The following is a 25,201-nucleotide window of genomic DNA, read 5'->3' on the forward strand; positions in this document are numbered from 1 at the left end:
CTGTCGGTGTACGACTTTCAAAAGCGCAGCAGCCTGATTGAAGTGAGCGAAGCCGGCGCGCAAAAGCTGGGCCGCATCGCCAGCGTGCTGGCCCATGGCGAAGGCTTGCAGGCCCACGCCAGGGCGGCGGAAATGCGGCTGAAATAAAGCCCCTGCCATTGGCATCGTGCGGCCGGGGCGTTTTCCAGCGCCTGTTCAAAGTCTGGCCGCAGGCGCGAAAGCGCAAGCCAGGCACGGCATGGCCTCGGCGCATTTGACTCTTTATTTGAGAGCAAATTCAGGCCCCTTGAAAACGCATTCGCCGCACTGCTGGCGGGCTTTGTTGCTATTGAAAAAGCAGCGAAAGCAGCGCCTTTGGGGCCGTTCGACGGCTGGGGTTTGCTTGCGGACAGGCTTTGAACAGGTTCTCAGGCCAGGGGCAGGCGCAGCTCGAAGCAGGCGCCGCCCTCTTCGCTGGCCAGGCAGCGCACGCTGCCGCCGTGGCGCTGGGCGATGGAGCGCACCAGCGCCAGGCCCAGGCCCACGCCGCCTTCGCGCTCGCTGGCGCCGGGCAGGCGGTAGAACGGCTCGAAGATGCGCTCGCGCAACTCGGGCGGCACGCCGGGGCCGTGGTCGCTGACGCGGATGACGGCCAGCCCCTTGCCCGGCTTGCCTGCGGGCGCGGCCTCCAGCGCAAGGGTGGCGCTGGCGGGCTGCTCGCCGCCGTAGCGGGCGGCGTTTTCCAGCAGGTTGCGCACGGCGCGGCGCAGGAGCTTGGCGACGCCGGGCACGGCGGCTTCGTGCAAGCCGCTGGCGGGGGCGAAGTCCGCGCCGGTGCGCGCGCATTCTTCGGCCATGAGGCCCAGCAGGTCCACGGATTCGATGCTGCCCAGATCGGCTTCTTGCGCATCCAGCCGGCTGGCCAGCAGGATTTCGTCGATGAGCTGGTCCAGCTCGGCGATGTTGCGGGTCACTTCGGCGCGCACGGCGGGGCTGGGGCGCTCGCCCATGAGTTCGAGCGCCATGCGGATGCGCGCCAGCGGCGAGCGCAGCTCGTGCGAGGCGTTGGCCAGCAGCGACTTTTGCGCGGCCATGAGCGACTGGATGCGCGCGGCGGCGGCGTTGAAGCGGCGCGAGAGGTCGGCGACTTCGTCGTGGCCGTCTTCGGGCAGGCGCACGGCGAGATCGCCTTCGCCCCATTGCTGCACGCCGCGTTGCAGGCGCTCCAGCCGCTGGGTGAGGCGCCGCGCCACAGGGTAGATGCCCGCCATGACCGCCAGCCCGGCCAGGCCGATGACCCAGAGAAAGCCGAAGGGCGGGCGCAGCCAGAAAGGCGGGCCGTCGCCCTCGCCGCCGCGCGGGCCGGCGCTTCTGGGGGCGGTTTTTCCCGCAGTGTTTTTTCCAGGCTCGTCCGGCGCCGCATGGGGGCCGCCGCCGGATGGGGAAGAAGGGGGCGGAGGCAGCGCAGCGGCGTCTTCCTGCACGCGCGGCGCGCGCTGGATGAGCAGCACGCGCCCGTCGGTCAGCACGACGGCGAATTCATGCCCCCGTCCATGCTTCCATTGCAGCTGCCCCCGGCCAATGGGCCTGCCGTCGGCGTCGCGCACGATCAGCTCGCGCATGGGGTGCTGGCGCAGTTCGGTGGCGCTTTGCCGCTCGCGCTGGCGGTCGCGCTCGTGCTCGGCTTCGGCGGCATGCCAGCCCCAGGCAATGAGCAGGCCCAGCACGGTCACGCAGGCGGCGGCGGCCAGCCAGATGCGGGCGTAGAGGTGGCGGGCGATGATGGTTTGCATGGCGGGGAGGCGGCGGAAAGTGGCGGGCGCGCGCCCGTTTGCTCTTGTTTTGATAGTGGCCTGCGCTGGTTTCACTAGGACTTGCGGCCGATTTGGCCATGAGATCAGGCCGTGAAATCAGGCCATGAGCGCGGGCGGGCCGGGGCGGGATGCGGGCTTTCAGTCTTGCTGCCGTGCGAACACGTAGCCCACGCCGCGCACGGTGAGGATGCGCTTGGGGTGCTTCACGTCGGTTTCGATGGCGGCGCGGATGCGGCCCATGTGCACGTCAATGGAGCGGTCAAAGGCTTCCAGCTCGCGGCCGCGCACGGCTTCCATGATTTGCTCGCGCGAGAGCACGCGCCCGGCGCGCTCGGCCAGCGTGACGAGCAGGTCGAACTGGTAGCTGGTCAGCTCCGCCGGCTTGCCCGCCACGGTGACGGTGCGCGCGTCGCGGTCGATTTCCAGCGAGCCAAAGCGCAGCACGGGCTGCGTGGGCGCAGCGCCGGGCGACTGGCGGCGCAGCACGGCGCGAATGCGCGCCAGCAGCTCGCGCGGCTCAAAGGGCTTGGGCAGGTAGTCATCCGCGCCCAGCTCCAGGCCGATGATGCGGTCCATTGCGTCGCCCTTGGCCGTGAGCATGAGCACCGGCACGCTGGCGGCTGCGCCGGGCAGGGAGCGGATGCGGCGGCACACCTCCAGGCCGTCCATGCCGGGGAGCATGAGATCGAGAATGACCAGATCGGGCGCGCTTTCCTGCACGGCGGCCAGGCCGCTGGCGCCGTCGCCCTGGTGGGCAAAGGCAAAGCCGGCCTGCTCCAGGTATTCGCCCACCATGCTGGCCAGGCGGGCATCGTCTTCAATCATCAAAAGGCGTGAGGGCATGTCTGCGTCGTTCATGCCGGGCATGGTGCCCTCGGGGCGCTGCGCCGGAATGAATGAGGGGTAAAGATGGGTAAAGCGCGGCATCTGGCGTTTTGCGGGTGGCCGGCTGGGCGGCATTTTCGCGTGGCCGCCAGCGCATCCATGACAATCGCCCGCATTGGTTTTGCCTTGTTATCCATGCCCGCCACGCCATCTGCCCCTTTCCGCCGCGCGTCCATGACGAATGACGAGCGCCGTGCCAGCTTTTCGCTGGCGTCCATCTTCGCGCTGCGCATGCTGGGGCTGTTTCTGGTGCTGCCCGTGTTCGCTCTGGAGGCGGCGCACTACCCCGGAGGGGGCGATCCGGTGCTTGTGGGCCTGGCGCTGGGCCTGTATGGGCTGGTGCAGGCGGTGTTTCAGGCGCCGCTGGGCATGGCCTCGGACCGCTTCGGGCGCAAGCGGGTCATTGTGCTGGGGCTGCTGATTTTTGCCGCCGGCTCGCTGGTGGGCGCGCTGGCTGGCAGCGTGTATGGGCTGATGGCCGGGCGCGCCTTGCAAGGCGCCGGGGCCATTTCGGCGGCAGTGACGGCGCTGCTGGCCGATCAAACGCGCGATGAGGTGCGCACCAAGGCCATGGCGCTGGTGGGCGCAAGCATCGGGCTGATGTTTGCCCTGTCGCTGCTGGCCGCGCCGCCGCTGTCGGCCTGGCTGGGGGGCCTGAGCGGGCTGTTCTGGCTGACGGGCGCGCTGTCGCTGGCGGGTGTGGGGCTGGTGCTGTGGGTCACGCCCGCCGAGCCGCCGCTCAAGCTGCATGAAGCGCACGAGGCCGAAAGCCATCCCGCCGCCGCGCCCGTGGGCGTGTGGCGGCATCCGCTGCTGTGGCGGCTCAACCTGGGCATCTTCGTGTTGCAGGCCGTGCAAATGGCCATGTGGGTGGTGGTGCCGGGGCTGCTGGTGGGCGCGGGGCTGGGCAAGGCCGAGCACTGGCATTTGTATCTGCCGGCGGTGCTGGCCTCGTTTGTGCTGCTGGGCGGGCTGTTTTCGCTGGAGCGGCGCGGGCATCTGGCGCTGGCGCTGCGCGGCTCCATCGTGCTGTATCTGCTGGTGCAGCTCATCTTCTGCTGGATTGCGCCGCGCCAGCCGGGGCTGTGGGCGCTGGGCGTGGCGCTGTTTCTCTTTTTCGTGGCTTTCAACGCCATCGAGGCCAGCCTGCCCAGCCTGGTGTCGCGCCTGGCGCCGCAGGCGGTGCGCGGGCAGGCGCTGGGGGTGTTCAACACCTTGCAATCGCTGGGCTTGTTCGCAGGCGGCGCGCTGGGCGGCTGGCTGCTGAAAGAGCAAGGCGCGGCAGCGGTTTTCGTGGCGGGCGCGGCGCTGTCGGCGCTGTGGCTGGCGCTGGGCTGGAAGCAGCCCGTGCATGCGCCCGCCAAAGAGCCGGGCACCGCATAATTTGCCGCTTTTGCAAAGGTTCTTCATCATGGCCGTGAACAAAGTCATCCTCGTCGGCAACCTGGGCCGTGACCCGGAAGTGCGCACCTTCCCCAGCGGCGGCCAGGTGGCCAACGTCACCTTGGCAACCACCGAGCGCTGGAAAGACCGCCAAAGCGGCGAAATGCGCGAGCACACCGAATGGCACCGCCTGGTGTTCAATGACCGGCTGGCCGAAATTGCCGGGCAGTACCTGCGCAAAGGCTCGCAGATTTACGTGGAAGGCAGCATCCGCACCCGCAAGTGGACGGACCAAAGCGGCCAGGAACGCAGCACCAGCGAAATTCGCGTGGACAACATGCAAATGCTGGGCAGCCGCAACGCCGCTGGCAGCGACGATGCCAGCTACGACGCGCCGCGCCGCGCCGCGCCTGCCCCCCGCGCCGCCGCGCCCGCCCGCCCCGCTCCCGCGCCAGCGCCCGCCGCAGCGCAGCCGCCTGCGGCTGACCTGGGCGACATGGACGACGACATTCCCTTCTGAGAACCTGTTCACGGCCCGCCTGCGCGGCTGGCCTGCGCGACGAATGAGGCAGCGCCTTCAGGCCGGATTCGCCTGAAGAAAGACATCAGAAACAGGAGCAAATTCAAGGGGGTGAAAGCACCATCTCGCGCAGGTTCTACTAGGACCTCTTGCTATGAATAGCGGAGCGAAATAACGCTTTCATCCAGCTTTCTCCCGCATCCGTTCAGCCTATGGGCTGGCGGCGGGCGCGCGGCCCAGCGCCTGGCGCGCCAGGGCGATGTATTCATGCACGGGCACTTCTTCGGCGCGGCGCTGCACGTCGAACACGCCCGCAAAGCCGCGCTCTTGCAGCCAGCGGCCCAGGGTGTGGCGCAGCAGCTTGCGGCGTTGGCTGAAGGCCACTTGCACCAGCTCGGAAAAACCGGCCAGCGGCACATCAGCGGGCGCGGGCAGGGGCTGCATGCGCACGACGGCTGATTCCACCTTGGGCGGCGGGCTGAAGGCTTCGGGCGGCACGTGCAGCACGCTTTCCATTTCGTAGCGCCATTGCAGCATGACGGACAGCCGCCCGTAGCTGGCCGTGGCGGGCGCGGCCACCATGCGGTCCACCACCTCTTTTTGCAGCATGAAGTGCTGGTCTTCAATGACGGGCGCGAAGGGCAGCAGGTGAAAGAGGATGGGCGTGGAGATGTTGTAGGGCAGGTTGCCGCACACGCGCAGTTTGGCTGGGGCGGGCGTTTTGGTAGGCGTTCCGGCAGGCGTTCCGGCGGGGGTTTGCGCGGCCAGATCGCGCGCCAGTTGCGCGAAGTCCACCTTCAGCACATCCGACTCGATGACATGCAAATGGGGCTGGCCGCGAAGGCGCGCAGCCAGATCGCGGTCCAGCTCGATGACGGTCAGCCGCCCCAGGCGCTGAAGCAGCGGCTGGGTGAGCGCGGCCAGGCCGGGGCCGATTTCCACCACGGCCTGCCCCGGGCGGGGGGCGATGGCGCGGACGATGGCGTCAATCACGGCTTCGTCGCTCAAAAAATGCTGGCCGAAGCGTTTGCGGGGAATGTGTTTCATGGCGTGGCCCCGTTGCCGCAAGGGGCGCTGAAAAAAGCGGGGCATCATAGATGCCATGAAAACAGGCGCTTTCTCCCTTGCTTTTTCTTTGTTGTTGCCTGCCGTGGCATGGGCGCATGGCGTTCATGACGGCGCGGCGCACTGGCCGCACGCCGTGCAGGTGGCCCAGGCCGCGCCGGCGGCGCTGCCTTCGCTGGGCGATGCGGGCGAGATGACGCCGCTGCAAGAGCGCAAGCTGGGCGACCGCATCGCGCGCGAGATGTTTCGCGACCCTTCCTTTTTTGACGATCCGGTGCTCACCCAGTGGGTGGACGGCATCTGGCAGCCTTTGCGCGCCGCCGCCCGCCAGCGCGGCGACATGCCGCCGGAGCTGGACGAAGCCTACGCCTGGCGCGTGCTGCTGGGGCGCGAGGGCGAAATCAACGCCTTTGCCGTGCCCGGCGGCTACTTCGGCCTGTATCTGGGCATGATTGGCGTGGTGGACTCGCGCGACGAGCTGGCCTCCGTCATGGCGCACGAAATGGCGCACGTCACCCAGCGCCACATCTCGCGCATGACCAGCCGCCAGGCGCGCCAGGCGCCCTTGCTGCTGGCCAGCCTCATCCTGGGCGCGCTGGCGGCGGGCAGCAACCCGCAAGCGGGCGCGGCCCTCATCACCGGCGGGCAGGCCGCCGCCTTGCAGCAGCAGCTCAATTACTCGCGCGACATGGAGCGCGAGGCCGACCGCATCGGCCACGGCATCTACCAGCAGGCCGGTTTTTCGGCGCAAGGCATGGCCAGCATGTTTGAAAAGCTGCAAAACGCCACGCGCCTGAGCGACCGGGGCGACTGGCCCTGGCTGCGCAGCCACCCGCTCACGGCCGAGCGCATCTCCGAAGCGCGCTTGCGCGCCCCGCGCGAAGCGGGCAAAGCCAGCGCCGAGCCTGATCTGGCGCAAGCGCAAATTTCCGCCCGCGCCCGCGTGCTCTCGCGCCCCGGCGTGGACAAGCTGCGCGACTGGGCCAAGGCGCCGCAAGGCACGGGCGAGAGCGGCCTGCCGCTTCAGCGGCGCGTCGCCTCCCTTTACGCCGCCGCGCTGGCGCAAGCCGAGCTGCGCCACCTGGGCCAGGCGCAAGCGCTGGCCGCCCAGCTGCCCGCGCTGGTGCAAAGCCAGCCCGCCGCCGCGCGCCAGGCCCGCCTGCTGCAAGCCGATCTGGCCCTGCGCGCCAAGGACTACGCCCAAGTCAAAACCCTGCTGCAAGCGCACGTGCCCGAAGGCGCCGAAGGCCGCCCCGAGCAGCTTTTTCTGGCGCAAGCCGAAACGGCCAGCGGCCAGGCGCAGCAAGCTGCCGAACGGCTGCAACGCTGGGTCAGCCTGCACGCCGATGACGGCACGGCCTGGCAGCTGCTGGCCGCCGCCTGGCGCGAGCGCGGGCAGCCCCTGCACGCTCTGCGCGCCGAAGGGCAGGCGCAGCTGGCCTGGCAGGACCTGGCTGGCGCGGCCCAGCGCTTTCGCGCCGCGCAGGACTGGGTGCGCCAGCATCCGCAGGCCGACCATATCGAGGCGGCCATCGTGGACACCCGCTTGCGCGAAACCCAGCAGGCGCTCAAGGCGCAGCAGGAAGAAGAAAAGGAGTAGCCGCAACCAGCGGAGCAGGGGGAAAGGAAAGCATGCCCGAAGCTGGAATTCTCAATAAACCCTAGACATCAGCGTATTGAAGCGGGGTGGATTCGTTCCTGCTCGGGAAGCGGGCGCTTCGCCGTTTCATCTCTTCTGGCACGCCGGGCAGAACCAGGTGGAACGCTGCCCTTGCGCGATGCGGCGGATGGGCGTGCCGCAGGCGCGGCAGGGCTGGCCTTCGCGGCCATAAACCGCCGCTTCCAGCTGAAAGTGGCCCGCGTGCCCGTCAATGGCGGCAAAGTCGCGCAGGGTGCTGCCGCCTTGCTCTACGGCGCGCACCAGCACCTGGCGGATGGCGGCATGCAGGCGGTCAGCGCGCGGGCGCGAGACGCGGCAAGCGGGCACGGCGGGGTGCAGGCCCGCGTGAAACAGCGCCTCGCTGGCGTAAATGTTGCCTACGCCCACCACCACGCCGCCCGCCAGCAGCACTTGCTTGATGGGCGCGCGGCGCTTTTTCAGGCGCTGATGGAAGGCGGCGGCGTCGAACGTCCCGTCCAGCGGCTCCATGCCCAGGCCGCCCAGCAGCTTGGCGGCCATGCCGGAGTTTTCGTCGGGCGCCCAGACAACGGCGCCAAAGCGGCGCGGGTCATGCAGGCGCAAAACGCCCTGGCTGGTCACGAGATCAAAGTGGTCATGCGGGCCGGGCGGCGGCGGCGCGGCCTGCCAGTCCAGGCTGCCCGACATGCCCAGATGCACCAGCAGCAACCCGTCCGGCGCCAGGCGCAGCAGCAGGTATTTGCCGCGCCGCCCCACGCTGGCCACGGTACGGCCCCGCAAGGCTTCGGGGGCGATGCCCAGCGGCCAGCGCAAGGGTTTGCCGGGCCGTGCGGCCTCGATGCGCGCGCCCGGCAGGCGGCAGGCAAGGCCGCGCCGCGTGACTTCAACTTCTGGCAGTTCGGGCATGACTTATTATGGGTTGATGCCCCTGAATAAGCCCTTGCGCCCGCCAGCGCGCCCGTCCTTGCGGCGCCCGATTTCCGCCGCCGCTTCTGCCCTTGCCTTGGCCTGTTTCGCGCTTTGCAGCGCGCCCGCTTCGGGGCAGGAGCCAAACGCCTCTTCGGCTGAAGAGCCGCCGCCCGCGCAGGCCGAAAAAACCGCGCCGCCGCAATCTGCCCTTACGGCCTCGCTGCTTTACAGGCTGCTGGTGGGCGAGCTGAGTTTTCAAAGCGGCGACGCGCGCACGGGTGTGAGCTTCATGTTCGACGCCGCCCGCCGCACGGGCGACGAAGCGGCCTACGAGCGCGCCACCGCCATGGCCCTGCAAGCGGGCGCTGGCACAGCGGCGCTGGAAGCCGTGGAGGCCTGGCTGCGCGCCCATCCCGATTCACCCGTGGCGCTGCGCTACCAGTTGCAGACCCTGCTGCTTATGGGCCGCGCCAGCGAAACCGCCGAACCCCTGCGCGCCATGCTGCCGCTGCTGGAAGACGAGGAGCGCGCTTCGCTCATCAACGCCCTGCCGGCCATTTATGGCCGCATGTCCGACAAACAAAAAGCGCTTGAAATCATCACGAAGGCGCTTTCCTCCGTGATTGACGAGCCGGGCGCCGCCGGCCCCGCCTGGGCCACCCTGGGCCGCATGCGCTTGCAGGCGGGCGATGCGGCAGGCGCGCTGCAAGCCGCGCAGGAAGGCGCGCGGCAGGCGCCCGATTCCGAATGGCCTGTCCGGCTGGCCTTGCACTTGTGGGTGAATGCCGGCATGGACGAGGCCCAGGCGCTGGCGCGCGGCTACCTGGAGCGCGAAAAGGCCGCGCCCGGCATGGGCGTGGCCTACGCCGCCGCCTTGCGCGAACTGGGGCAGGACATCGCCTCCCGCCAGTTCCTGGCCGACTGGGCGCAGCGCCACCCGCAAAGCGAGGAAAGCTGGCTGGCTCTGGGGCTGGCGCAGGCGGGCGTGCATCAGGACGAAGCCGCGCGCCAGTCGCTGCGGCGCTATCTGGAGCTGGCGCCTGAAAGCGAAGCCACCGAGCCGGAGCGCGCCAGCGCCTGCCTGGCCTTGTCGCAACTGGCCGAGCGCCAGGGCGACTACGCCCAGGCCGCGCGGTGGCTGGACAAGATCGAGCTGGACGAAGGCGAGGCCGCTGCCACCGTGCTCATCGCCCGCGCGCGCCTGCTGGCCCGCCAGGGGCGCATGAATGAAGCCGTCAGCCTCATCCGCCAGGCGCCGGAAGACGGCCCGCTTGACGCCCGCGCCAAAGTGCTGGCCGAAGGCAATCTGCTGCATAGCGAGGGACTGCCCCGCGCCGCGTTCGCCCTGCTGCGCTCGGCGCTTGACCAGGCGCCTGATGACCCTGACCTGCTTTACGAAACCGCCTTGGCCGCCGAGCAGTCGGGCGACATGGCGGAAACCGAGCGCCTGCTGCGCCGCCTCATCCAGCTGCGGCCCGAATCGGCTCCCGGCTACAACACGCTGGGCTATCTGCTGGCCGACCGCAAGCAGCGCCTGCCTGAAGCGCGCGAACTCATTGAAAAAGCCGTCAGCCTCGCTCCGCACGACCCCTTCATACAAGACAGCCTCGGCTGGATCGCCTTCCGCCAGGGGCGGCTGGACGAAGCGCGCCGCATTCTCGAAGACGCTTTCGAGCGCCAGCCCGAAGCCGAAATCGGCGCGCACCTGGGCGAGGCGCTCTGGGTGCAGGGCGAGCGTGAGCGGGCGCAGTCCATCTGGCGCGAAGCTCTGCGCATTGACCCCCGCAACCAGACGCTTGCGCAAACGCTCAAGCGCCTGGGCGTTCAGCCCGGCGCGCTGAGCAAAGCCGCCGCGCCATGACGTGCCGTTTGCCCGCCGCCGCGCTGGCCGCCGCCTTGTTCGCCGCCCTGGCGGGATGCGCCCATGCGCCCTCCGCTCCTGAACCGCCCGCCAGCCAGCCAGCGCAAGCCGGGCGCCGCTTCTGGCAAGGACGCCTCGCCCTGCAAGTGGAAAGCGAGCCGCCCCAGTCTTACGCAGCCAGTTTCACCCTCTCCGGCACGCCCGAGGCGGGCGAGCTGCACCTGACTTCTCCCGTCGGCAGCACCCTTGCCCTCATGCGCTGGCAGCCCGGCCAGGCCAGCTTGCAGCAAGGCGCGCAAACCGAAACCTACGCCAGCCTGCAAGACATGACGGCCCGCGCCACTGGCGCACCCCTGCCCGTGGCCGCCCTTTTCAGCTGGCTGCGCGGCCAGCCCCAAGCCAGCGCCGATTGGCATGCCGATCTCTCCCGCGTCGCCGAAGGACGCCTTTACGCCCGCCGGCTGCAACCGCTGCCCACGGCGCAGCTGAAGGTGGTTTTCGAGCCTTGAAAGCCTGATTCGCTATTAAAAAGAGAGCTGCCTGCGCCCATTCCACTAGGACTTGCGGCCGATTTGGGCATGAAACGGGCTGCGCATCGCCGGAGCGCGGAGCGATGCAGGGCGCGCAGGCATCGCTTGGAGCCATACGTGAAAAAGCCCATGCGCGCTTTTGCACGCATGGGCTTTCCAGAACCCGTTCAGAGCCTGGCCGTCAGGGGCCGCTTTTCGCACTCACGGACAGATTGCGGACAGGTTCCCGGGGCAGGGACGGGCTTGTTTCTGGCTCACGACTTCTGGCTCATGACGCGCGCCATGTCCAGGCAGCGGTTGGAGTAGCCCCATTCGTTGTCGTACCAGGCAACGAGTTTGACGAAGGTGTCGTCCAGCGCGATGCCGGCGCCCGCATCGAAGATGGAGCTGTGCGCGTCGCCCCGGAAGTCGGTGGCGACGACTTTGTCTTCGGTGTAGCCGAGGATGCCTTTGAGCTTGCCTTCGCTTTGGGCTTTCATTTCGGCGCAGATGTCGGCATAGGAAGCGGGTTTTTCCAGCTCGACAGTGAGATCGACGACGGAGACGTCCGAGGTGGGCACGCGGAAGGACATGCCGGTGAGCTTGCCTTTGAGCGCGGGCAGCACAACGCCCACGGCCTTGGCCGCGCCGGTGCTGCTGGGGATGATGTTTTCCAGAATGCCCCGGCCGCCGCGCCAGTCTTTTTTGCTGGGGCCGTCCACGGTTTTTTGCGTGGCGGTGGCGGCGTGCACGGTGGTCATCAGGCCGCGTTTGATGCCCCATTTGTCTTGCAGCACCTTGGCCACGGGCGAGAGGCAGTTGGTGGTGCAGCTGGCGTTGCTGATGATGCGCTGGCCCGCGTAGGCGTCGCTATTGACGCCGTAGACGAACATGGGCGTGTCGTCTTTGGAAGGGGCGGACATCATGACTTTGCCGGCGCCGGCGTCCAGGTGCTTTTGCGCAGCTTCCTGGGTCAGGAACAGGCCGGTGGATTCGATGACGATTTGCGCGCCCACATCGCCCCATTTGAGGTCGGCGGGGTCTTTTTCGGCGCTGAGGCGGATTTTTTTGCCATTGACGATGAGCGTGTTGCCTTCGGCGCGCACGTCGGCGTCAAAGCGGCCTTGCACGCTGTCGTACTTGAGCATGTAGGCCAGGTAGTCAGGCTCGAGCAGGTCGTTGATGCCGACGATTTCGATGTCGGGGCAGCTTTTGACGGCCGCCCTGAACACCATGCGCCCGATGCGGCCAAAGCCGTTGATGCCGATTCTGATGGTCATTGCGTTCTCCTGAAATTGAAGCGTCGAAAAGGGAAGTTAGCGTTTTTTGAGCACGGCCAGCGCTTGCGCCGCCACGTTTTCGGGCGTGAAGCCAAAGTGCCTGAACAGCACGGGGGCGGGGGCGGATTCGCCAAAGGCGTCGATGCCGATGACGGCGCTGACGCCATATTTCCACCACGCGGCGGTGCTGGCCATTTCCACGGCCACGCGGGGTTTGCGCGGCAGCAGCACGGCGCGCTTGTAGGCGTCGCCCTGCCAGTCAAACGTGGTGGCGCTGGGCATGGAGACGACGCGGGCGGCCACTTTCCTTTGCGCCAGCAGCGCCTGCGCTTTCAGGGCCAGATCGACTTCCGAGCCGGTGGCAATCAGCACGATTTGCGCGGGCTTGTTCAGGCCCGCATCCGCCGGTTCGCTGAGCACGTAGGCGCCACGGCTGATGTTGCCCATGTCGCCTTTGGGCAGCGCGGGCAGGTTTTGGCGCGAGAGCAGCAAGGCGGTGGGCCGGTCTTTGTTCGTCAGCGCCGCAGCCCAGGCGATGGCGGTTTCCACGGCGTCGGCCGGGCGCCAGACATCCAGGTTGGGAATGAGGCGCAGGCTTGCGGCGTGCTCGATGCTTTGGTGCGTGGGGCCGTCTTCGCCCAGGCCGATGCTGTCGTGCGTGAACACGTGAATGACGCGCTGCTTCATGAGCGCGGCCATGCGGATGGCGTTGCGGCTGTAGTCGCTGAAGGTGAGGAAGGTGCCGCCGTAGGGGATGAAGCCGCCGTGCAGCGCCACGCCGTTCATGATGGCGGCCATGCCGAATTCGCGCACGCCGTAGTTGATGTGGCGGCCAATCTGGCCGTCTTTCGTTTTTTCGACTTCGCCTTGGGCGTTCATGCGCAGCGGCGCGGTGGCGGCCGTCTGGGTGAGGTTGGAGCCGGTGAGGTCGGCGCTGCCGCCCAGCAGCTCCGGCAGCGCGGCGGTCAAGGCTTGCAGCGCCTGCTGGCTGGCCTTGCGGCTGGCCACGGTTTCGGCCCTTTCGTGTGCGTGCATGGCCGCATCGACGGCCACTTGCTGGAAGTTGGCGGGCAGCTCGCCGGCCATGCGGCGGGTGAATTCGGCGGCCAGTTCGGGGTAAGCCTTGGCGTAGGCGGCAAAGGCGGCGTCCCACTGCGCTTCGGCTTTGGCGCCAATGGCTTTGGCGTCCCAGGCGGCATAGACCTCGTCCGGAATTTCAAAGGGGCCATGCTGCCAGCCCAGCGCCTGGCGTGTCAGCGCGATTTCGTCTGCGCCCAGCGGCTCGCCGTGCGCTTTGGAAGTGCCTTGCCGGTTGGGGCTGCCTTTGCCAATGTGCGTCTTGCAGATGATGAGCGTGGGCTGGCTGGCGCTTTTTTTGGCCTGGGCGATGGCCTTGTCGATGGCGGCGGCGTCATGCCCGTCTACCGGGCCGATCACGTTCCAGTGGTAGGCCTTGAAGCGCTCCGCCGTGTTGTCTGCAAACCAGGGGGCCACTTGCCCGTCGATGCTGATGCCGTTGTCGTCATACAGTGCGATGAGCTTGCCGAGCTTCCACGCGCCCGCCAGGCTGCATGCTTCGTGGCTGATGCCTTCCATCAGGCAGCCATCGCCCAGAAAGACGTAGGTGTGGTGGTCCACGATGGTGTGGCCTTCGCGGTTGAATTCGGCGGCCAGCAGCTTTTCGGCCAGCGCCATGCCCACGGCATTGGCCAGGCCCTGCCCCAGCGGGCCGGTGGTGGTTTCCACGCCGGGGGTGATGCCGTGCTCCGGGTGGCCCGGCGTTTTGCTGTGCAGCTGGCGGAAGTTTTTCAGCTCATGCAGCGGCAGGTCATAGCCCGTCAGGTGCAGCAGGGCATACAGCAGCATGGAAGCGTGCCCGTTGGAGAGCACGAAGCGGTCGCGCCCCGCCCATTGCGGATGGGCCGGGTTGTGGCGCAGGTGGCGGCTCCACAGCGCCACGGCCATGTCGGCCATGCCCATGGGCGCGCCGGGGTGGCCCGACTTGGCTTGTTGAACGGCGTCCATCGAAAGGGCGCGGATGGCGTTGGCCATGAGGGTCGGGTCTGCCATGAGATTCAGCTCCGCTAGCAAGGTGTGGGAAGTGAAAAGCTTCAAATTTTACAAAGCCGCCCCTTCCTCTCGCAGCTGCTGGCAGGCACTTTCAGCGCCCTGAATTCAGATGCCGAATTGGCCGCAAGCCCTTGTGGAGCGGGCGCTAGCCGCTATGGATAAAAGAGCGGAGCGCTGCCCGCCATCAGGCGAAACGGTGGAATGCACGAGGCTATGGCGCAACCAGCCGGAAGCCTTGGCCGCGCTCGGTGACGATCAGACTGGGGTCGCCCAGCTTGCGGCGGATGCGGCCAATGAGCACGTCGATGGTGTTGGAGTCGGGATCGAGATCGCGGGCATAGACGTGTTCGCCAATGTGGGCGCGGGTGATGACCTGGCCCGGGTGGTGCATGAGATAGGCCAGTATCTTGTGCTCCTGCGCCGTCAGGCCCAAGGGCTGGCCGTGCCAGGTGAAGCGCCCCGCGCTCACGTCGTATTCCAGCCCGCCCGCGCGCAGCACGGTGGAGCCGCTGCCGGTCTGGCGGCGCAGCATGGCGCGCAGGCGCAGCACCACTTCTTCCATCATGAAGGGCTTGGTGAGGTAGTCGTCAGCGCCTGCGTTGAAGCCGGCCACCTTGTCGCTCCAGCGGTTGCGGGCGGTGAGGATGAGCACAGGCCAGTGACAGTTGCCCTCGCGCCAGTCGCGCAGCACGGAAAGGCCGTCTTTGGCGGGCAGGCCCAAGTCGAGCACGGCCGCGTCGTAAGACTCCACGCTGCCTGCGAAGGAGGCGGATTCGCCGTCGTGCTCCACATCCGGCACAAAACCCGCTTCGGCCAGGGCCTGGCGCATTTGCTCGGCCAGGGCCGCGTCGTCTTCCACGATGAGGATTCGCATGGGAAAGGTCTTTTTTTGGCAGGGGTGAATTGGCAGGAGTGAAGCCGGTTTCAGTCGCGCTTGATCTTGCGTTGCAGCACTTCCAGCGTGTGGGCGTGCACTTTCAGCTCCAGCGTGTTGCCATCTGGCTGGAGCAGTTCCAGCTCGTAGAAAGGCTGGTTGCGCGTGTCGTGCTCCAGCTCCACCTCACGAACCAGGCCTGAAAAGCGCGGGGACAGCGTCTCCAGCATTTCATGCATGGGGCGGATGACGCCAGCGGCGGACTGATTGCCGCGCTCCAGCACAGCGCCGTTGCGCGCATCCAGCAGCATGCGCTGCGAGGCTTGCGCCGCCGGAGCGATTTGCAGCTGGTAGGCGGGCAGGCCCTGCGGTGAAAGCTCGAATTCGGCTTCCACCACGCGCTGGTCATGCTGCTCCAGCGGGCGCAGCCAGGCCGCCAGCGCCGACAAGGAAGCCGCCTGGCGGGAGAAGTCCTGCTCTTGCGCCAGCACGCGGCCCGTGGCGGCATCTACCAGCAGCTCGCGCTTTTGGCCGTCGCGCCGGGTGATGAGCGTGATTTCATATTGAAGCTCGCCGCGCGCGCCCTGGCGCGACTCCACGTCCACCACGCGCGCCTCGTGCTGGGCTGATACCTCATCCAAGATGGCCGCCAGCGGACGGTAAGCGCCGCTGATAACGCCCAGGCGCGCCTGCTCCTGGTCGCTGCCGCGCGCCTGGACCGCGCCCAAAGCGCCCAAAAAGAGGCTGAAGACAAGGCACGAAAGAAAAAGTTTGGTGTGTTTCATGTGGATACAGACCTCTTCCTGATTGTGGAGACGGTTTTTAAATGCCCCGTGAACGGCGTCTTCATATTGCATTTAGATGCATCGATTCATCATTCAGCCATGGTTTTTCAGCCATGTTTTTTCTCAACCGCACCTGAAAGGAGCAAGCAAATGACCAAAGCCAAGAAATTCATCGCCGCCGCCGCCGCCGCCCTCGCGCTGGCATCCAGCCCGGCCTTTGCCTTGACGGCGCCCGAAGCCTTGCAGACCATGCAGGCCCACGGCTTTTACGGCGTGAAAGACTTTGACCGCGAGCATGGCTACTGGACAGCCAAGGCCCTCTCCAAGGAAGGCGTGCGCCACTACCTGCTGCTCAACGATGCCACAGGTGAATTCCTGGCTTTCACGCGCGCCGACATCGGCACGCGCCTGCCGGGCATCTCCCAAGTGATTGAGAAGCTGCGCCAGCTGGGATTCGCCGTCATCAACGACGTGGAGTTTGACGACGGCCTCTGGGAAGCCAAGGTTCGCCAGCACGAGCGCGGCGCCAAGGTGAAGCTGCATCTGCACCCCGTCACGCTGGAAGTCATCTCCCAGGTGTCTCGCGGCGGCAATGCGGCCCAGCCGGGCAACCCCAATCCCACGCCCATTCTGACGGCGCAGCAAGTTGTGGCGGCCCTGCAAGCTGCGGGCTACCGCAACGTGCATGACCTGGAGTTTGAACATGGCCGCTGGGAAGCTGACGCCGTGAACGCCGCTGGCCAGCGCGTGGAGCTGCACATCAACCCCTACACGGGCGCTATTGAGCGCGAGCGCCTGGACGACTGATTCAGCCTGACGCTTGCATGACGGCAGCGGGCGCGGAGCAATCCGCGCCCGCTTTTTTCCCGTATTCAACCACCAGGAAGAAGTAAAAAGAGGAGCAAATATAAGGGGTGTGAAATGACCTCTGGCGCAGTTTCCACTAGGACATCATGCTCTAAAAGAAGGAGCATCAATCAAGCGGCTTCAGCCTGACGCCGGCCCGCCAGCCTGGGGCGCTTTCTGCCGGTAGCGCGCCGCTTCCTGCGGCTGCCCCAGGCGCTCCAGCAAGGCGGTGATGTTGGCCAGCGCGTCCGGGTGGGCGGGCGCTTGCCGCAGGGCCTGCGCGTAGCAGTCCAGCGCCTCTTGCGGGCGTTGCAGCGCTTCGAGCGCGCTGCCTTTGGCGTTGAGCGTTTCGGGGTCGCCCGGCGCCAGCGCCAGCGCCTGCTCGTAGGCCTGAAGGGCGGCAAGGCCGTCGCCGCTTTCTTGCAGCAGCAGGCCCAGGCTGTAGCGGGCTTCTGCGTAGCCGGGGTGCTGGCTGGCGGCTTGGCGGGCGCAGCCGAGCGCTTCGGGCAGGCGGCCCAGTTCGCGCAGAGCGAGGGCGCGGTTGTTGAGCGCCTGCGGATGCGCGGGCCGTAAGGCCAGCGCGGCTTCGTAGCTGGCGAGCGCTTGGGCGCTCTGGCCCAGGTCACGCAGGGCGTTGCCCTGATTGACGAGCGCCTCGGCGTAATCAGGCTGCTGCGCCAATGCCTGCGCGTAGCAGTCCAGCGCCTCGCTGGCGCGGCCCAGCAGGCGCAGGGCGATGCCCAGGTTATTCAGCAGCGCAGCCGTAGGTTGCTTGAGCGCGCGCGCTTTTTCAAGGCACTGCAAAGCCTGCGCCGCCTCGCGCCGTTGCAGGTGCAGCTGGCCCAGCAGGTGCAGTGCGTCAAAGTTCTGTGGATCGTTTTGCAGCAGCTTTTCCAGCAAGGGCATGGCGCGCTCGCCCTGCCCCTGGCGCAAGAAGTTGAAGGCGTGCTGCAAGCTCAGAGAGGAAGCGACGGCGGGGCGCAAGTGCAGCACTTGGGTGTTGCTGGCGGGGCGGTTTTTGGGAGGGCGCATGGGCGGCTTTCCTGATGTGGTCTGGCGATACACACGCAGCCATTTTTGACCACGCGGCAATGCCACCACTGCTGTCGCGGTGAGTTTGAAGACGCGCGCGGCGGCGTACGCAGGCGCCCCAAAAAGAGAGCGGACGAGGCCGGTTGCGCCAGGGAGAAGAAGCGCTTCGGGCCGGATACTGGCAAAACCTCGATGCCACGCAAGTGATACCGTAACTTCTTTTGATGTTTCTCAATATAATGCGAAGCGATCTCAACTTGAGAATCCGTCCCAAACGCTTTGCTTCCATCTGGACAAGAGGAGTACACACATGTCTGCATCCGACCGCCGCGCTCTGCGGCGTTTTTTCATGGCCGCGCCCACGGCGCTGGCGCTGGCTTCATGGGCCATGTGCGCACAGGCGCATGACGGACATCACCATGAGCCGGAGCGCGTGGCCCGCGTCAAGACCACGGCCTCCAAAGAAGGCGGCACGCTGCCCGAAGTGACGGTGCACAGCCTGGGCACGAGCACCCAGCGCCAGATGCGCCCCGGCGCGCTGCGCGATGACATCGTGATGACCGAGAGCGTGAGCGCCCGCGCCATCGAGAAAACCGGCGCGACCAACGTGAACGAGGCCGTGGACAAGAACCCCGGCGTGGCCGTGCAGGTGGAATGCTCCATTTGCAACGTGCGCAACGTGCTGCTCAACAACCTGCCCGGGCGCTACACCACGCTGCTGATTGACGGCATTCCGATGTATTCCTCCGTGTCTTCCGCCTACGGGCTGGACAGCGTGGGCCTGTATGGCGTGGAGCGCATCGACATTGCGCGCGGCGCGGGCGCCAGCCTGATTGCGCCCGAAGCGCTGGCCGGCACGGTGAACATCGTCACCAAGCGCCCCACGCGCGATGAGGCGCAAATGCGCGTGCAAGGCGGCAACTTCGGCGCCCGGCGGCTGGACGTGTTTTTGGCCAAGCCCCTGCAAGGCGGCGCCGTGACGGCCGCCGTGCACTACGACCGCCACAACTCGGTCGATGGCAACGGCGACGGCATTTCCGAATACACCGGCTACGACCGCCGCATGGGCGGCATGGGCTGGTTCCTGGATGACGTGGGCGGCTTCAAGATGCGCGGCCGCTTTGACCTGGTGGACGAAAAGCGCGGCGGCGGCGCGCTGGGCCGCGACTACCAAGCCATCAAAGACAACATGAGCGGCAACCCCTTCAACTTCAGCCGGGGCGCGGGCGGATCGCAGCGGCCCGATGGCTGGTACGCGCCCGACTCGGGCGACTTCCTGCCCTACGACAGCGGACGCGGGGGCTTTTCGGAAATCATCTTCACCAAGCGCGCGCAAATCGTGCACCAGGGCGAACGCCGCCTGGGCGATGGCCGCCTGCGCCTGGCCATGGGCGCGGCCCAGCACAAGCAAGACAGCTTCTACGAAGGCGACTACTACTTTGCCAAGCAGCGCCAGTACTACCTGGACGGCAACTACCAGTTCCCGGCGGCAGGCTGGCTGATCACCGCTGGCGCGAGCTGGCGCTATGAAGACCTGCGCAGCCACGGCACGCTGGGCGCGCAAGGCGGTGCGCCTGTCGTGGGGCTGGACAACTACACCTTCCGCACCCCCGCCCTTTACTTGCAGGGCTACCACACCTTTTTGGGCGACCGGCTGGAGCTGAACGCCTCCGTGCGCGTGGACCGGCACAACGAATACGGCACCATCGTCTCGCCGCGCGCCAACTTGCTCTACCACCACACCGCGCACCTCTCCAGCCGCCTGAGCGCGGGCAAGGGCTTTCGCGCGCCCACCAGCTTTTTCGAGCAAGACCACGGCATCCTGAGCACCACGCGCATCGTGCGCGAAGTCACCAAGCCCGAAGTTTCCGAAAACCTCAGCTACGCCCTGAACTTTGCCGACGACCGCTTTGCCGTCACCACCTCCTACAACTACAACCGCATCAAGCACATGGCCGTGCTCGATTCGGGCGCGCAAGACGCGCAGGGCAACCCCATCACCCTGTTCACCAGCGCCAAGCGCCCCGTCACCGTGCAAGGCGTGGACGTGAACGCCAGCTACCAGCTCACGCCCTCGCTGGCCCTTTCAGCGGGCGGCGAGCTGTATCACTACAAGTTCGACCCCGGCACCCTCGTCTTTGCCCGCCCCAAATCGCGCTTTTTCGCCAGCGTGGACTTTGAGCAAGGCCCCTGGACGCTGACCGCCAAAGTCAATGTCACCGGCCCGATGGACTTGAAAAAATTCCACGGCGACGGCAGCGGCGAGCAAGGCCGCTACAACTTCGACGGCACCAAAAAACGCGACAAAAGCCCCACCTTCGCCACCGTGGACGTGCGCGGCCAATACAGCATCAGCAAAAACGTCTCCCTCTACCTGGGCGTGGACAACCTTTTCAACTACCGCCAGGTGGACAAAGAGAGCTTTTTGTGGATCAACGGCGACGGCGAAATGGACGTCACCCACCTGTGGGGGCCGAACCGGGGCCGCTACATCTACGCAGGGGTGAAGCTGGACTTCTGACCATGCTTTTCAGAGCCACCGTTCACATGAAAAAGTGCGGACGGCGGCTCCAGGGCGCAGCCCGAAAGCCGCGCCCGGCGCAAAGCTTAGCTCAGCCCCTCGATCCGCTCTTTATTCAATAGCTAGACCTCCACGCCAACACTGAGCGACATGCCTTTTCAGCGCTTTGAATTTGCTCCTGTTTTAAAAGCATCTCGCCTCTGCACCGTCTGCTGCTGACGCCTCTGACAGCCCGTTCAATGTGCGCTGCCAGCGAAAACGGCCAGTCGTTTCACAGCAAACATAAGCGCCAATATTTTTATTGCCATATTGGCATGCCTGAGCAAATATGCCCGGCATCACAGCCACACAGTATCAGTGGCCCGTATCGCGAAAATGAATCCCCGCTTTAGGAATTCCTGAATATTGAAAACTCGCAAAAGCATGCCGTGCCGCCATACGCCCCAATGCGCATGATTTGCGAAAGGCAATCCTGCATTCAACGCCGATTCGCAAAAACATATTTGCCACATAACGGACTGCGTTCATGCTTTTTCCCCGCATGCCTTTTCCTTTCACACGCGCCCTGATGCGCCTTTTGTTCACGGCCTTGGCTTTGAGCGCGGCTCTGACCGCCCGCGCACAAGCGCTTGAGCCTTTGCCAGATGACTGGGACTTCACGCTGCCCTCGCTGGATGGCGGGCGTTTCATCACTGCCTCCCAGGAACCGGGGCCTTTGCTCATCAACTTCTGGAGCGTGGACTGCGCTCCGTGTCTGGCCGAAATGCCCCTGCTGCAACAGCTGGCCGACGGCCCCAGCGGCTGGCGCGTGCTGCTGGTCACGGCAGACACGCCTGCCGCCGCAGCTCGCGCGATGCAGCGCGTGGGCAGCACTTTGCCCGTCGCGCGCGGCGGCAAAGGCCTGACGGCGCTCATGCGCGCGGCGGGCAACACCCGTGGCGCCTTGCCATTTACCGTGCTCATGACGAACGGGCGGCCTTGCGCCCGCCACGCAGGACAGCTGGATCAGCAAACGCTGCCAGCATTGCTGGCCCAATGCCCGCATGCTGCCGCGCCACAACGCTGATCTGCGCGTTTACAGGAAACCATCGCAGTCATGCCCCGCTCCGCGCAAGAACCCGCCAATGCCCTCTGGCTGGCCATGACCACCGTAGGCAGCGCCGCCCAAGCGCGCGAACTGGCGCAAGCCGCAGTGCAGGCACGGCTTGCGGCATGCGCGCAAATCAGCGCCATCGAAAGCGTGTACCGCTGGCAAGGCGAGGTGCTGCAAGAAGCCGAGTGGCGCGTGCTATTCAAAACCACGGCACGCGCCTGGCCCGCGCTACAGGCGGCGCTGGCACAGTGGCATCCGTATGAACTGCCCGCCATCGCAGGCTGGCCTCTGGATGCAGTCCTGCCCGCTTTCGCCCAATGGGTGCAGGAAGAAACAACCCCGCCAGCAGCGCCCGCGCCCATCTGAGACTGAATCCAAAACGGCGGCGGGGCAAGCCCGCCAAACAAAGCCCGCTCGCAATTCAGGCGGCCAAAATGGAAAGTTGATGCGACTGACGACGGCCTCGCCCGTTTGCAGCAGGCTCATGCCGCTGCCTTCTGCGTAGCCGCAGCCAAAGTCAAAGCTGCGGCTGAGCGATTCTGTCCAGACGCCAGCGTCCGCCCCCCGCAGCCAGCAGCAAGGTGTCGCGCGGATCGCGCGCGGTGTTGCGAAGGTCTCGTCCAGCAGCGCCAGAGTGGCTTCGCGCGCATCCCGTGCGGCGGCAGGGCGTGCCTGCGGCATGGGCAGGCCGCTCATGACGCTGCCCAGAAAGTCCTGCGCGAAGGCGGCAGCCGGGTCATTGGGGTTGCCCAGCGCTTGCAGGGCGCTGCCCGTGGCGCGCGAGAGCAGGTGCATCATGCTGCGCTGGCTGGACGAAAGGTTCAGCCAGCTGGCAATGTGGGCGTCAATGCGCGCGCGCACTTCGCCTGCCGCGCGTCAGGGCTTGCCAATTATGCTAGCCATCCTTATGCAGAAATATTATTCATGTTGGGCATGCATTCCATTATTCCAACCTGAAATCGAATTTTTTCGGCAATCCCAATCTTATATCATTATCACGAGCCATTGTCAGTACTTTGACAATGGTATCAAACGCGGATCCCAAACGCTGCCTGGACAACTCTGAATTATTCCAGTGCAGCATAATTCCACTGCCAGATCCGGAGCTCATCATGTCCCATAGTGCATCGGTATTATTTCCATAGTATGGCCCAAAGTCTAATTTCTCTGCCATCAGCTTATGGAAGTCCCTTTCCGAACAAATGTCCTGTCCATTGATTTCAATGTGTCTTACACTCATTTCCAGCGCCCAATAGAGTATATTATGAGATCCTGTGTTACTGAATAGCGCTCTTCAATACACTCCGGGTCGGAGTGTATGCCCTTTACTTCAATTCAGGTAAAACTGAGACCGCAGAAAGGCTTTGCTTGACAATTTCCAACTCATAAAGATCGTCATGATTGTCTACAGTCAGATAAGCCGTTACGTCCACGCCATCTGTATCCTTGAAATCATATTCAGCAATCACTTTGTCATAGCTGGAGTTTGCGTGGTTTGGTCTAAATCTTAGACTGCCTCCCTTGTCGCCAATATCATTCACCCACATATTCGCCAATGCGCTAGCATATCTTTCATGCCATCGCGTTCCCTTCAATAACCCATTGATGAATGCAATTTCCCTGCTGGTCATCTTCCGCATGGTTGCTGCATTGTGTGTCAGCCCATCAGGCCATTTGTCCCATTTTTTTTCTGATTCATTATCCCTAATTGCTTTCTTGAGAAAGATCTGCGCTTTATTGACGATTAGGTTCATTTCCTCAAGCGAAATCCAAACATCTTTATTGCTCTGGTAGATAATGAAGTCAAGGCTTCTATCATCATTAATTCGAATTTCCATGAACGGGTTGCTCAATTCTTCGCCACGATGGACACATATATAAGCATATTCATTGGAAACATCTGCAATATATTCAAACTTCAGTTCTGGAATCATCATTTAATCCCCCTAAACCCAATAAACTCTCCTGAAGCATGCCAACTGGAAGCCATTCCGTTCGGAAGCGTATAAGTAACCCATCCCCCTGGGTAGCTTCTACTAGTTCCTGAAGTACGTACGCCATTTGTCAATGTATCTATTATGCGTTCTTGAGCCAGAGCATTTATATCAGCAACTCTTCGGTGAGCACTTCTCAATTCTTCATAACTATTGAAACCGAAATACTCCGGGTGCTTAGTCGCAGCACGTCCAGCCACGGTCATGCCTTGATTGTTCATGGGTTTCTCTGCTGCTCTGAGCAATTGAGTTGCTTCTGCCGATAGCGTCCGGCCAATATAAACACCCCCAGTCTGCCGCAACCGTGCCGTCGCCGGTTTTGCATTGGCAACGGCATCTGCCAGCGCCTCCAGCCCCGGCAAGCGATTGAGCCGCCCAAGCGCTGCGGCTCCCGCTCCGCCCATCATGGTCCCAGCCGCTCCATTGACATAAAGGTCCGCCGCCATGTCAGCGAGCGTGCGGCTGCGCCAGTAATCGCTGGCCGCCCGTCCAATCAGGCCCGGGTCGCTCATCACCTGGCTCAGGCCATCAGAGATTTCTCCGCGCACACGGCCATCGAGCAGCGAACCGTGCCTGCCGTGCCTTGCATGAAGCTGGCAAATGACCTCGCCGGTGTACGCGCCAAGGCGGCCAGTGCTGTCACAAGGCCGCCGCCATCGGCTACGGCCGCCTCATCCAGCCGGTCTATGACGCCTTCGCCCCACTGCCGCATGTTGCGGTTCAGGCGCTGGCCCCAGCTGGGTTCGGCAGGCTGCTGCGCGGTTGAAGGGGCCGGGCTGCCATGCTGGGCTTCAGGCCGCGCAGCTTGCGGCAGCCCCAGCCTTCTGGCGTTTTCCACGGTCGGAGCCCAATCCTGCGGCCTGGCCCACTCTGGCAGCGCTGGCTTTGAGGGCCGCATGGGCGCAGCAGGCGCTTGCGCGCGGATGCGCTCGATCTGCTCTCTCAAGTTCAGCTCGCGCGCGTTGCGGCCTATGACTTATCCGCCCAAACAAACGGTTGAGTCGGGCCAACTGAGTGGCCTTTAATCATCCGGCAGCCAAGCCCGCAAATGCTACCCAATTAATGGAACAAGAACTTCGAGCTTGACGCAATGATTTATTTGCCATAGTCGCCATAAAGAACTCATATGCAGCGCTGGCGCATGCGCAGCGGTTGCATTGGTCTAGCGGATGGCCAGTCATTCATGCGGGCGGGTTACCCGCTTCCGGTTTCTTGGGAAGAAAAACCTTGACTGAAACTTCGCCTGTAATCCGGTTTACACGCGCCTCGGTTAATACTATTGCATCTTCAGGGCGCTCGCCAGAGAAATACAACTCAAAAATGCCATATTCATCTTCAAGGCGAATGCCAAGAGTAAGATCATCGTCTCTGCCCGAAGGCCAAATATAATTCTTTAACGCATTACGCGTAGCCTCTTTAGCAATGGGCTCCATTTTTTTTACATCTAATTTACGTATCTTTTTTGTCATGGCTTCCATCCTTGCAAACTATCTCCGCCAGGAGTGAATATTATTCCATCTCCCCTGCTATTTAATATTCGACTCCTTGGGCGATCCAGAGTTTCGTAGCCAAATCTCTGATGCCCCATAGCTCCCAAGACACTTCTATCACCACTTGACGAGCGCAATACATGAGGTGTTTCTCCAGGATGGGTATGTGAAGACCAACGCCACCCTTGGCGAGCCAATTCACGTCCCATTTCTGGAGTGACCGGCACGGAAGTGTGATTGCCGCGAATAATCAGCCTGCGCCCGCCGACAGAGAACATGGCAAATTCATCTCCCGTAGCTGCAGTGAGCGCAACCAAATCTCGCTGGCCGAAGTTATTTCCCACAATGGCGCGTGAGCCGAATTCAGGCAATTGTTCCAAGACTGCCGATTGTCTCCGATTCAGTTCGCCATAGCCTCTAATAATGGCTAAAGGGTTTCCTCGCGTTGGGCTGGATGAAATACGCAATGTGATTCGTGGGGATGGCCTCGCAATGCTGTCCGCAATACGCATGGCCGCCTGGCCAATTTCCCCCACATCCCTGCCCATCCCCGGCAGGCGATTGAGCCGCCCAAGCGCTGCGGCTCCCGCTCCGCCCATCATGGCCCCGGCCGCTCCATTGGCATAAAGGTCTGCCGCCATGTCAGCGAGCG

The 25,201-nt window shown here is 64.7% G+C and carries 25 protein-coding genes; 10 read left to right on the forward strand and 15 right to left on the reverse strand.

Annotation, left to right across the window (positions count from 1 at the left end):
* On the forward strand, positions 1-147 hold a 147-nt coding region (locus QB898_RS11705), incomplete at its 5' end, for a histidinol dehydrogenase (RefSeq protein ID WP_279525115.1).
* A gap of 260 nt (positions 148-407) precedes the next feature.
* On the opposite strand, the gene QB898_RS11710 is transcribed toward QB898_RS11705, so the two are convergent.
* Positions 408-1,772 carry an ATP-binding protein gene (locus QB898_RS11710; protein WP_279525100.1) on the reverse strand — a complete coding sequence of 455 codons (1,365 nt, stop codon included), beginning with the start codon at positions 1,770-1,772 and terminating at the stop codon, positions 408-410.
* A 159-nt stretch (positions 1,773-1,931) separates the two neighbouring features.
* Positions 1,932-2,636, reverse strand: a complete 705-nt coding sequence (locus QB898_RS11715; RefSeq protein ID WP_050716436.1) for a response regulator transcription factor — start codon at positions 2,634-2,636, stop codon at positions 1,932-1,934.
* 216 nt (positions 2,637-2,852) lie between these two features.
* Between QB898_RS11715 and QB898_RS11720 the strand changes: the two genes are divergently transcribed.
* Both QB898_RS11720 and ssb read left to right on the forward strand, forming a co-directional pair.
* Positions 2,853-4,061, forward strand: coding sequence for an MFS transporter (locus tag QB898_RS11720; protein ID WP_279525116.1), 1,209 nt, complete (start codon positions 2,853-2,855; stop codon positions 4,059-4,061).
* Positions 4,062-4,086: 25 nt separating this feature from the next.
* Positions 4,087-4,581 carry a single-stranded DNA-binding protein gene (gene ssb / locus QB898_RS11725; RefSeq protein WP_279525117.1) on the forward strand — a complete coding sequence of 165 codons (495 nt, stop codon included), beginning with the start codon at positions 4,087-4,089 and terminating at the stop codon, positions 4,579-4,581.
* Between the two features lie 210 nt (positions 4,582-4,791).
* Here the strand turns inward: ssb and rsmA are convergent, their stop codons facing one another.
* Positions 4,792-5,628 carry a 16S rRNA (adenine(1518)-N(6)/adenine(1519)-N(6))-dimethyltransferase RsmA gene (gene rsmA, locus QB898_RS11730; protein WP_279525101.1) on the reverse strand — a complete coding sequence of 279 codons (837 nt, stop codon included), beginning with the start codon at positions 5,626-5,628 and terminating at the stop codon, positions 4,792-4,794.
* A 103-nt stretch (positions 5,629-5,731) separates the two neighbouring features.
* On the opposite strand from rsmA, the gene QB898_RS11735 reads away from it, so the two are divergent.
* Positions 5,732-7,246, forward strand: coding sequence for a M48 family metalloprotease (locus QB898_RS11735; RefSeq protein ID WP_279525102.1), 1,515 nt, complete (start codon positions 5,732-5,734; stop codon positions 7,244-7,246).
* 126 nt (positions 7,247-7,372) lie between these two features.
* On the opposite strand, the gene mutM is transcribed toward QB898_RS11735, so the two are convergent.
* Complete coding sequence (gene mutM / locus QB898_RS11740; protein WP_279525103.1) at positions 7,373-8,191, reverse strand: bifunctional DNA-formamidopyrimidine glycosylase/DNA-(apurinic or apyrimidinic site) lyase; 819 nt, start codon at positions 8,189-8,191, stop codon at positions 7,373-7,375.
* A 97-nt stretch (positions 8,192-8,288) separates the two neighbouring features.
* On the opposite strand from mutM, the gene QB898_RS11745 reads away from it, so the two are divergent.
* Both QB898_RS11745 and QB898_RS11750 read left to right on the forward strand, forming a co-directional pair.
* A complete protein-coding gene (locus QB898_RS11745; protein ID WP_279525104.1) occupies positions 8,289-10,055 on the forward strand; it encodes a tetratricopeptide repeat protein in 1,767 nt (588 codons plus the stop codon).
* Positions 10,052-10,564, forward strand: a complete 513-nt coding sequence (locus tag QB898_RS11750; protein ID WP_050715092.1) for a lipoprotein insertase outer membrane protein LolB — start codon at positions 10,052-10,054, stop codon at positions 10,562-10,564. The genes QB898_RS11745 and QB898_RS11750 overlap by 4 nt, the downstream gene beginning before the upstream one ends.
* 275 nt (positions 10,565-10,839) lie before the next feature.
* Here QB898_RS11750 and gap read toward each other — a convergent pair whose 3' ends face one another.
* From gap to QB898_RS11770, 4 genes are all read right to left on the reverse strand, one after another.
* Complete coding sequence (gap, locus tag QB898_RS11755) at positions 10,840-11,844, reverse strand: type I glyceraldehyde-3-phosphate dehydrogenase (protein ID WP_279525105.1); 1,005 nt, start codon at positions 11,842-11,844, stop codon at positions 10,840-10,842.
* Positions 11,845-11,880: 36 nt separating this feature from the next.
* Positions 11,881-13,914: a transketolase gene (tkt, locus tag QB898_RS11760; RefSeq protein ID WP_279525106.1), complete on the reverse strand. Its 2,034-nt coding sequence runs from the start codon at positions 13,912-13,914 to the stop codon at positions 11,881-11,883.
* 211 nt (positions 13,915-14,125) lie between these two features.
* The gene (locus QB898_RS11765) at positions 14,126-14,788 is read right to left on the reverse strand and encodes a response regulator transcription factor (RefSeq protein ID WP_050715089.1); all 663 of its coding nucleotides are present in this window, start codon (positions 14,786-14,788) and stop codon (positions 14,126-14,128) included.
* Between the two features lie 50 nt (positions 14,789-14,838).
* Entirely contained in the window at positions 14,839-15,573 is a 735-nt protein-coding gene (locus tag QB898_RS11770; protein ID WP_050715088.1) for a PepSY domain-containing protein, read from the reverse strand.
* Between the two features lie 150 nt (positions 15,574-15,723).
* Between QB898_RS11770 and QB898_RS11775 the strand changes: the two genes are divergently transcribed.
* Positions 15,724-16,380, forward strand: coding sequence for a PepSY domain-containing protein (locus QB898_RS11775; protein ID WP_279525107.1), 657 nt, complete (start codon positions 15,724-15,726; stop codon positions 16,378-16,380).
* Positions 16,381-16,560: 180 nt separating this feature from the next.
* Here the strand turns inward: QB898_RS11775 and QB898_RS11780 are convergent, their stop codons facing one another.
* A complete protein-coding gene (locus QB898_RS11780) occupies positions 16,561-17,451 on the reverse strand; it encodes a tetratricopeptide repeat protein (protein ID WP_279525108.1) in 891 nt (296 codons plus the stop codon).
* Positions 17,452-17,761: 310 nt separating this feature from the next.
* On the opposite strand from QB898_RS11780, the gene QB898_RS11785 reads away from it, so the two are divergent.
* The 3 genes from QB898_RS11785 to cutA all read left to right on the forward strand — a co-directional run bounded on the left by QB898_RS11785 (position 17,762) and on the right by cutA (position 21,431).
* Complete coding sequence (locus tag QB898_RS11785) at positions 17,762-19,972, forward strand: TonB-dependent receptor plug domain-containing protein (RefSeq protein WP_279525109.1); 2,211 nt, start codon at positions 17,762-17,764, stop codon at positions 19,970-19,972.
* Positions 19,973-20,513: 541 nt separating this feature from the next.
* Positions 20,514-21,038: a TlpA family protein disulfide reductase gene (locus QB898_RS11790; RefSeq protein WP_172674031.1), complete on the forward strand. Its 525-nt coding sequence runs from the start codon at positions 20,514-20,516 to the stop codon at positions 21,036-21,038.
* Between the two features lie 30 nt (positions 21,039-21,068).
* On the forward strand, positions 21,069-21,431 hold the full coding sequence (cutA, locus tag QB898_RS11795; RefSeq protein WP_279525110.1) for a divalent-cation tolerance protein CutA: 363 nt from the start codon (positions 21,069-21,071) through the stop codon (positions 21,429-21,431).
* A gap of 577 nt (positions 21,432-22,008) precedes the next feature.
* Here cutA and QB898_RS13480 read toward each other — a convergent pair.
* The 6 genes from QB898_RS13480 to QB898_RS11820 all read right to left on the reverse strand — a co-directional run.
* Complete coding sequence (locus QB898_RS13480) at positions 22,009-22,305, reverse strand: barstar family protein (RefSeq protein WP_428982817.1); 297 nt, start codon at positions 22,303-22,305, stop codon at positions 22,009-22,011.
* A gap of 85 nt (positions 22,306-22,390) precedes the next feature.
* Positions 22,391-22,999: a DUF6984 family protein gene (locus QB898_RS11800; protein WP_279525111.1), complete on the reverse strand. Its 609-nt coding sequence runs from the start codon at positions 22,997-22,999 to the stop codon at positions 22,391-22,393.
* Entirely contained in the window at positions 22,999-23,571 is a 573-nt protein-coding gene (locus QB898_RS11805) for a hypothetical protein (RefSeq protein ID WP_279525112.1), read from the reverse strand. Before QB898_RS11805 ends, QB898_RS11800 begins: the two co-directional genes overlap by 1 nt.
* 8 nt (positions 23,572-23,579) lie before the next feature.
* Positions 23,580-23,897, reverse strand: coding sequence for a protein-tyrosine phosphatase family protein (locus QB898_RS11810; RefSeq protein WP_279525113.1), 318 nt, complete (start codon positions 23,895-23,897; stop codon positions 23,580-23,582).
* 343 nt (positions 23,898-24,240) lie between these two features.
* A complete protein-coding gene (locus QB898_RS11815; RefSeq protein WP_216597132.1) occupies positions 24,241-24,528 on the reverse strand; it encodes a hypothetical protein in 288 nt (95 codons plus the stop codon).
* Positions 24,525-25,201 (reverse strand): hypothetical protein (locus tag QB898_RS11820; RefSeq protein WP_279525114.1); only part of this gene is annotated, 677 nt, incomplete at its 5' end. The genes QB898_RS11815 and QB898_RS11820, both read right to left, overlap by 4 nt.

It is taken from the genome of Ottowia cancrivicina (assembly GCF_029813755.1).
GTDB lineage: Bacteria > Pseudomonadota > Gammaproteobacteria > Burkholderiales > Burkholderiaceae_C > Ottowia > Ottowia massiliensis.